Consider the following 7,734-nt stretch of genomic DNA (forward strand, 5'->3'; position numbering starts at 1 on the left):
CTGGAGCTCACCACCTGTATCAAAAGTGCCGTCTTGGCAGGCTACTTCAGGTTACCTACGGTCAGCTAGTAACTATTGGTAACCGGCTAGCGGAGGATCGAATGTCTCACGAACTGCCAGATCTCACAGTGCGGATGGTGGCAACCAACGGGATCGAAGCGAACGTGGCGATCGCCGGCACCGGACCGGCAGTCCTGCTGCTGCACGGCTTTCCACACACCTGGCAGCTATGGCGCGAGGTGATGGGCCCACTTGTCCGACGACACCGGGTGATCGCGCCGGACCTGCGCGGCCTCGGCGCCAGCACACGAGCACCCGACGGCTACGACGCGGGCACGCTTGCCACCGACGCCGAGGGGCTGCTCGACGCCCTGGGTGAAACCAGCGCCTCCGTCGTCGCGATCGATGCCGGTGCTCCGCCAGCGTTCCTACTGGCGATGCGGCGGCCCGAACGAGTCAACCGGCTGGTACTCATGGAATCGCTGCTGGGCACGCTGCCCGGTGCCGAAACCTTTCTAGCCGGTGGGCCGCCCTGGTGGTTCGGTTTTCACGCGGTGCCGGGTCTTGCCGAAAAAGTCCTTGCCGGAAACGAATCCGATTACCTCGACTGGTTTCTGACGACCGGAACCCAGGGCCGCGGCATCCCCGCACAAACCCGCGATGCCTTCGTCGCCGCCTACACCGGCACTGATTCCCTGCGGTGCGCTTTCTCCTACTATCGGGCGATGCCCACCAGCGCTGAGCAGATCCGGCGGGCCGTCGACACCGCCCGGCTCACCGTGCCGACGATGGCCATCGGGTCCCACCCGGTCGGAACCACACTCGAAAACCAACTCCGTCCGGTCGCCGACGCCTTGACCGGGCACTTGATCGAGGACTGTGGTCACATCATCCCCCTCGACCGTCCGGCGACGCTGGTGCCGCTGCTCGTCGACTTTCTCGATTCCTGAAGGGCCAGAACCCGACCGCCGAACCTCCACTCTCCCAACGGGATTCCGTGACGATGTCCGGGCCTGACTGCTGGTGCTGCACGAAGGAGAGGATCGGGCGCGGCCTCGGGCGGAGGCGGCGTTGCACGTCTACTTCAGCCGGGCGCATGCGCCGCTGACCGAGTGGGCGAGCACTCGGTCGCACCGTCGCCGACGGTGGTGGCACCATCGACGAAGCTGTAGGCAGGAGGCGCACTCTGTGCGGGTCAGCGAGCGATCGAGATCGCGAAGGGCGCGAATCCGCTGGATCGGATCACGTGCGGTACGAACAAGATCGCGGCCTCGGCAGCCCGCGCGGTCTCGATCCCGCCGAGGTCCGTGATCCACTCCTGGTGCCAGCCGAGGTCAGCGAGAATCCCTCGGACGACCTGCTTGGCCTCCGGGTCCTTGCCGGAGAGGAACGCGGTTGGCGTCTGGGTGAGCGCGGTGGGCGCGGTCATCACCGAGTGAAGCATCGTGTTGAGCGTCTTGACGACGTGCGTCTCGGGGAGCGACTCCTGGAGTTGCTCGGCGAGGCTCGAGCCGGGGTAGAGCAGGTCGGCGGGGAGTCCGTCCGGTCCGTCGACGGTGGCGTTGGAGACGTCTACGAGGATCTTGCCGCGCAGTTCCTCGCGCAGCGCGGCGAGCCGCTCCAGCGAGCTGGCGCCCGGCGTGGCGTTGATGACGATCTGCGCTGTCCGGGCAGCGTCGGCGGCAGCGCCCGGTGAGCGGTCCGCCACGGTCACTTCGTGCCCGGCCCGGGTGAGGGCGGTGGCCAGGCCGCTGCCGACGCGGCCGCCGCCGAGGATGGTGATCTTGCTCATGGTGAACTGGTCCTCCTGAGGTTTTCTGTTCTGGTCGGTGGTCAGCGGGAGAGCGTGGCTACCGCATCGGCGTGCACGCCGGGCGCCGCTGCCAGGAAGCTGTCGCTCTCCGGGGTCCATGGGCGGCCCTCGGCGGTGGAGATCCGTCCGCCGGCCTCGGCGACGAGCAGCGCCCCGGGAAGCAAGTCCGCGCGGGCTCCGGCGAACTGCCAGAAGGCGTCGATCCGGCCGGCGGCCACGTTCAGCAGGTGCAGGGTGGCGGGCACGGCTGTCCGCACCACGAGCGCGTCGAGGAGCATCTCGGTGATCGAGGAGCCGACGCGCCGGACGACCTTCTCGTCCTCGTCCGGCCTGGCCTGGCTCGTGGCCACGATGCTCAGCCCGAGGTCCGTGGTGCCCGACACGTGCAGCGGCCGGCCGTCGAGGTGGGCGCCGGCGCCGGCGAGCGCGGTGTAGGTCTCGCCGGTCAGCGGCAGGTGGACCGCGGTGAGCACCGGCTGGTTATCGCGCACGAGGGTGGCGGTCACCGCCCACTCCGGCAGGGCGTGCAGGTGGTTGACGTTGCCTTCGGCCGGATCCACGACCCACCATTCGCCGGCAGGCAGAGCGCCGCCATCCAGCTCCTCCTCCACCCAGCGGGCGTCCGGGCGCAGGACTTCGAGGCGGGGGCGCAGGATGTCGAGAACCGTGTTGTCGTTGGCGGCGAGCGCGCGCATCAGCTCTTCGCGGGTCTGGTACTGGACCACGTCGCCGAAGCGCTCCCGCAGTGCCGAACCCGCCGTGCGTACGGCGATCGCGGTCTGTGCGAGCAGGTCGGCGTCGGAGGCGGAGCCGGTGGCTGCGGCAACACCGGTGGTCCGAATCGACTCGGGCATGGCAGTACTCCGATCTGGGCAGGGGTGATGAGGTCAACCGGGCGAGAACCATGGTCTTTTGCGCCCGCATCTCAAAGGTAGGAGGGAGAATCATTAACTTCAAGTGCATGTAAAGCACGGATAGGATGACTCTCATGCAATTGGATTTGAATCTGCTCGCCGCGCTCGACGCTCTCCTGGAGGAAGGCAGCGTGGCCGGCGCGGCCGACCGCCTGCACGTCACCGCCCCCGCGATGAGCCGAAGCCTCGGCCGAATCCGGCGCACGACGGGGGATCAGATCCTGGTGCGCACTGGGCGCACGATGACCCCGACGCCCTACGCGCTCGCCGTCCGGGAACAGGTGCACGACCTGCTGCGTCAGGTCCAGAGCGTGCTGGCGCCAAGCCGTGAACTCGACCTCGCGACGCTCGAGCGCACCTTCACGCTGCGCTGGCACGACGCACTGGTCGCCCTCAGCGGCCCCGCCCTTCTCACAGCCGTGCGCGAGCAGGCGCCGGGCGTGCGTCTGCGCTTCATCGCGGAATCGAGCATCGATACCCCCGAGTTGCGGCGCGGCGAGGTCGACCTCGCCGCGAACGCGGACCGCCCGACCGCACCCGAGATTCGCGCCGATATGGTGGCCGAGACCCAGCACGTCATCGTCGTACGGCGGGGGCATCCGCTCACCCATGTCGAGACCGTCACCGCCGCGCGGTACGCCGCGGCCGAGCACATCACCGTCTCGCGGCGCGGAAGGCTCGGCAACATCATCGATGACGCTCTCGCGCGGCTCGACCTCACCCGACGTGTGGTGGCGACCGCGCCCACCGAACGAGCCGCGTTCGAGTTCGTGCGAGGCTCCGACCTCCTCGTCACAGCCCCCGAATCCACGGCGCGTTCGGCCGCCGCAGATCTCGGCCTGGTCCTGCTCCCGCTCCCGTTCGACCTGCCGCCGGCCCCGGCGTACCTGTCATGGCATCAGCGCTATGACACCGACCCCGCACACATCTGGCTACGCGATCTGGCACGGACCGCGTTGACCAGTGCGATGAGAGGACAGGCTCAGACGGCGCGTTGACACCTGCCGACGCAGCGAACGTGACGACCTCCTACCGAAGCGGTGCAGCTGGTAAGGGCCGCGGGTTCCTGATGCTGGATCCGGAAAAAGATGATTGTTGACGACCGGCTTACCTGGTCACTCTCATGCCTTTCTGGACAAGCCAGCGTTCAGGAACCCGGAATTGTCCGGACACTCTCAACTCTTTCCGGATCGAACACACTGTCCGGCGGATCGTGTGGCCGTGATGGCGCCAAGTTAGTTCTCGCGGGCCGGACTGCGCCCGGTTGCGAGGCGTTTCTGCCCCTCGGGCATGGGCAGGACCGCCAGTGCGGTGTTGGCAATGTTCCGCAGCGTCTCCGGGTCCAGGCCGGCCTTGCCTACCGCCTCGATACCTCGGACCACCGTCAGCAGCAGTGCCGCCAACCGCTCCGGATCCGCAGCGCCATCGATGTCGCCGTGGCGCTGGGCGGCGCTGATCTCCGTCCGCAGCAGGGTCAGCAGTGCCGTCATGGTCTCGGCCGACCGTCCGGCGACCGTCGGATCATGCTGGGCCAGTTCCGCCGCGCCCTTGGCCAACAGGCACCCGCGGCGCTTGGTGTCGGAGGCGGTGTTCTCCGCCATTAGGTGCACGTATCCCGACAGCCGGGCCAAGGCCTCTGCGTCCGGGCCACCTGCCAGCCGCGCTTCGGCCACCTCAACGACTGCGGTGCACCAGTCGCCGAACACACGGTGGAACAGCTTGCCCTTGTCGCCGAATGCGCCGTACAGGCTGCCCTTGCCCAGGCCGGTCGCCTGGGCGATGTCGTCCATCCGGGTTCCTGCATAGCCCGTCGCCCAGAACTGTTCCCGGGCCCGCTCCAGGACTTGGCGTTCGTCGAATGCGCGTGGTCTCGCCATGGTCTCAGCCTATCCATTCTTGACTCGATCGTCCATTACTGCCTATGTTATGGACGATCCATTCCACAACCGAAGGGGTTCGACATGCCAGGCGTGCTGCAGGAGAAGGTGGCCGTGATCACCGGAGGGACCAGCGGGATCGGGCTGGCCATCGCCCACCGCTTCGTCCGGGAGGGCGCACGGGTCTTCGTGACCGGCCGGGACATCGACCGCCTCGAAGCGGCAGTCAAAGAGATGGGCCCTGCGGCCACCGGCGTACGATCCGACGTCTCGGTCCTGGCCGACCTGGACGCGCTCTACGCGCGAGTCCGCGAGGAGGCCGGACGCATCGACGTGCTGGTGGCCAACGCGGGAATCGTCGCGGACGCCGAGCTCGGCGCCCACACCGAGGCGAACGTCGACCTGACGCTCGCCGTCAACGTCAAGGGCCCACTATTCACCGTTCAGAAGGCGCTTCCGCTGCTGGCGGAGAACGCCTCCATCCTGGTCGTCGGCTCGAGCAACAGCGTGCGGCCCAATGAGCAACTCGAGGTCTACAGCGCCTCGAAGGCGGCGGTGAGCAACCTCGTGCACAACTGGGCCCGGCAGTCGCGGGAGCGCCGATTCCGGGTCAACGTGCTCAGCCCGGGACCCACGCGGACCCCTGGCCTGCTGGGCGCCGCGGGGCCGGACGTCGACCGGTTCGCCGAGGCCGTCGTGCCACTGGGGCGGCTGGCCGACGCCGAGGAAATCGCCGCGGCCGCCCTCTTCCTGGCTTCGGACGCCTCGTCGTTCGTCACCGGCGCCGAACTCTTCGCCGACGGCGGCTACACCCGGGCCTGAACCACGGCCGGTGGTGCGCATCCGTTCCCTCGAAGCGATGGGGCGCACTCCCGGCCGCGCGCGTGCGTCGTACGAGGCCCAGTGCGCCGGGAGCAACGAGATCGTGGCCGCGGCCTCTTTGGATGACGTCGGCCGCCATCCCGACTGCCGCTCCGGCAACGCCAACCTCCGCTGGATGCTCATCCATTCCATCTCGTCGTCGTAGTGCGGCGAAGGCGACCGAGTGCGCGTCGACGGTGTCGGTCTTGCGGCCGTTGCCGGTGGCGAAGACTCGCACTTGCGCGGAGAGTTCGGCGGGAACGTCGATGACGAGTTCCCCGGTCGTGGACCAGGCGGTGGGCGAGGTGGCGGCCGATGCCGTTGCAGCCCTCGACTGCCCAGATCCGATCGGTGAATCGTTCTGCAGCGGTGAGCATTTGCTGATATCCGGCGGTGTCGGTGTCGGTGGCGTATCGGCCGGTGGCCAGGACGTGACCGGTGGGGTCGATGGCTTCGACGGTGGCAGAGCGTTTGTGTGGATCCATTCCGACGATGACGGTCATCGCTGTGGCCTCCCGTGGTCTGCGGACCTGTGGTGTCCGTGCCGGGAGGGCATTGCTAGTTCGAGCGTGGGGCAGTCCCCTTTCGAGCCACTCCGGCACGGCACCCGGTGGGAGGCAAGCCAATTAGTGAGTCACACCAATCTTGACGGCGGGCAGCCGCTGAGAGAGCGCTCCCGCCGGGCACCTGGAGCCGATCCTGGCCGGGATCAGGCCCTGGCACCAGGGTTAAGTAGCCGATGAGCGGATATCAACCGGCGAACTTCGCGGCGGCCTGCGCGGTGACCGGGGTGAAGAGGTTGATCAGGTTGCCGTCGGGATCGCGAAACAGCAACGACCGGTTCCCCCACGGCATCGTCGTGGGCTCGTTGACGAAATCCTCGACCGTATCTCGCAACCGCCGGTAATCGGCATCGACGTCGGGGACCAGGAATTCGATGATCGCGGTGTGATTGTCGGCTGGGTGCGCGCTGCCCGCAGCGAACAGCGCCACGGTGCGGGTGCTTCCGATCGCGAGGGTGCCGGCCGGTGTGACGATTTCGGCGAAATCCGGTGTAGCCCAGTTTGCTTCGACGCCGGTCACGTGCTGATAGAAACTGACCAGCCGCTGGATGTCGTCAGTGATCAGACGGATCGAGACGAGCTTCATTGTGTGCTCCTGCTGTCGGATGAGGCGGAGGTTCCACCGCCGCACGCCACGGTAGAGCCGATACCGGACAGTTTCCGCCCGGTATGGATGCGAGAATTTCCCGATGACGCGCCCCACTGCCCGAGTGCTGGCCCTGCTCGAGCTGTTGCAGACCGGCGGTACTCATACCGTCGGCGAACTCGCCGGACGGCTCGGCGTCGATGAACGCACCGTCAGGCGATACGTCACCCATCTCACCGACCTGGATATCCCGGTCCGATCGGTGCGAGGCCGCTACGGGGGATACCGGCTCGCTCCCGGATACCGAATGCCACCGCTGATGCTGACCGACGACGAGGCGGTGGCCGTGTTACTCGGGCTCCTCACCAGCCGCGGCGCCGACCGGCCGACAGCGGCCGCCCGCGCAGCCGACAGCGCGACGGCCAAACTCCGCCGCGTCCTACCCCCACGTCTGACGGCCTGGCTGGACGCACTGATCAACACCGTCGAATTCACCGCCGACGCGCGCCCGGAAGTGGCTGTCGAGACCGCCGTCCTGCTCCGGCTCGCCGAGGCCACCCGCGAGCACCGACCGGTCGAAATCGGGTACACCGACCGAAACGGGCGGTCCAGCCAACGGACCGTGCACCCCTACGGGCTCGTCGACCACTCCGGCCGGTGGTATCTGACAGGGATGGACAGCAACAGCGACGAACTACGCCAGTTCCGGCTGGACCGCATCACCGCGGTGAGCACACAGCCCGGAACGTTCTCTCCGCCCACCGGATTCGAGCCAGCCGCTCATCTGCTGTCCGCATTGGCCAACGCGCCCTATCGGCACGAGGTATCGATCCGAGTCCAGGGCACGCTCACCCAGGTCCGCCCGCTGCTCCCTGCGACGATCGCGACCGTGCATGAGATCGACTCGCAGCCCGCTGACACCAACCCGTGGGTCCGGATCCGAATCCGCGCCGAACAACTCGACTGGATTCCCGCCCTCCTCGCCGGCCTGAACCGACCGTTCATCATCGAGCACCCCGACACACTCAACGACGCCGTACGCGCCCTGGCCCGCCGACTCACCGCGGCCGCCGACGGCCGATACCAAACCCATAGGTACTAGCAGCCCGGACGCTCGGTA

9 protein-coding genes are annotated in these 7,734 nt (G+C 67.8%); 5 read left to right on the plus strand and 4 right to left on the minus strand.

What is annotated here, in order from left to right:
* Positions 1-134 precede the first annotated feature (134 nt).
* Positions 135-950: an alpha/beta fold hydrolase gene (locus tag AC3EO7_RS36880; protein WP_435593747.1), complete on the plus strand. Its 816-nt coding sequence runs from the start codon at positions 135-137 to the stop codon at positions 948-950.
* A 245-nt stretch (positions 951-1,195) separates the two neighbouring features.
* Here AC3EO7_RS36880 and AC3EO7_RS36885 read toward each other — a convergent pair whose 3' ends face one another.
* Both AC3EO7_RS36885 and AC3EO7_RS36890 read right to left on the minus strand, forming a co-directional pair.
* Positions 1,196-1,792 carry an NADPH-dependent F420 reductase gene (locus AC3EO7_RS36885; RefSeq protein ID WP_435593744.1) on the minus strand — a complete coding sequence of 199 codons (597 nt, stop codon included), beginning with the start codon at positions 1,790-1,792 and terminating at the stop codon, positions 1,196-1,198.
* A 41-nt stretch (positions 1,793-1,833) separates the two neighbouring features.
* Positions 1,834-2,667: an inositol monophosphatase family protein gene (locus AC3EO7_RS36890; RefSeq protein ID WP_431970049.1), complete on the minus strand. Its 834-nt coding sequence runs from the start codon at positions 2,665-2,667 to the stop codon at positions 1,834-1,836.
* Positions 2,668-2,801: 134 nt separating this feature from the next.
* Between AC3EO7_RS36890 and AC3EO7_RS36895 the strand changes: the two genes are divergently transcribed.
* Positions 2,802-3,725, plus strand: a complete 924-nt coding sequence (locus AC3EO7_RS36895) for a LysR family transcriptional regulator (protein WP_431970050.1) — start codon at positions 2,802-2,804, stop codon at positions 3,723-3,725.
* Between the two features lie 237 nt (positions 3,726-3,962).
* Here AC3EO7_RS36895 and AC3EO7_RS36900 read toward each other — a convergent pair whose 3' ends face one another.
* The gene (locus AC3EO7_RS36900; RefSeq protein WP_435593745.1) at positions 3,963-4,604 is read right to left on the minus strand and encodes a TetR/AcrR family transcriptional regulator; all 642 of its coding nucleotides are present in this window, start codon (positions 4,602-4,604) and stop codon (positions 3,963-3,965) included.
* Positions 4,605-4,688: 84 nt separating this feature from the next.
* Between AC3EO7_RS36900 and AC3EO7_RS36905 the strand changes: the two genes are divergently transcribed.
* Both AC3EO7_RS36905 and AC3EO7_RS36910 read left to right on the plus strand, forming a co-directional pair.
* The gene (locus tag AC3EO7_RS36905; protein WP_431970052.1) at positions 4,689-5,426 is read left to right on the plus strand and encodes an SDR family NAD(P)-dependent oxidoreductase; all 738 of its coding nucleotides are present in this window, start codon (positions 4,689-4,691) and stop codon (positions 5,424-5,426) included.
* 37 nt (positions 5,427-5,463) lie between these two features.
* On the plus strand, positions 5,464-5,631 hold the full coding sequence (locus tag AC3EO7_RS36910) for a mycothiol transferase (protein ID WP_435593748.1): 168 nt from the start codon (positions 5,464-5,466) through the stop codon (positions 5,629-5,631).
* 584 nt (positions 5,632-6,215) lie between these two features.
* Here AC3EO7_RS36910 and AC3EO7_RS36915 read toward each other — a convergent pair.
* Positions 6,216-6,614 carry a VOC family protein gene (locus tag AC3EO7_RS36915; RefSeq protein WP_067834063.1) on the minus strand — a complete coding sequence of 133 codons (399 nt, stop codon included), beginning with the start codon at positions 6,612-6,614 and terminating at the stop codon, positions 6,216-6,218.
* 103 nt (positions 6,615-6,717) lie between these two features.
* Between AC3EO7_RS36915 and AC3EO7_RS36920 the strand changes: the two genes are divergently transcribed.
* Positions 6,718-7,716 carry a helix-turn-helix transcriptional regulator gene (locus tag AC3EO7_RS36920; RefSeq protein WP_435593746.1) on the plus strand — a complete coding sequence of 333 codons (999 nt, stop codon included), beginning with the start codon at positions 6,718-6,720 and terminating at the stop codon, positions 7,714-7,716.
* The last annotated feature ends 18 nt before the right edge of the window (positions 7,717-7,734 follow it).

The organism is Nocardia sp. bgisy118, assembly GCF_057708605.1.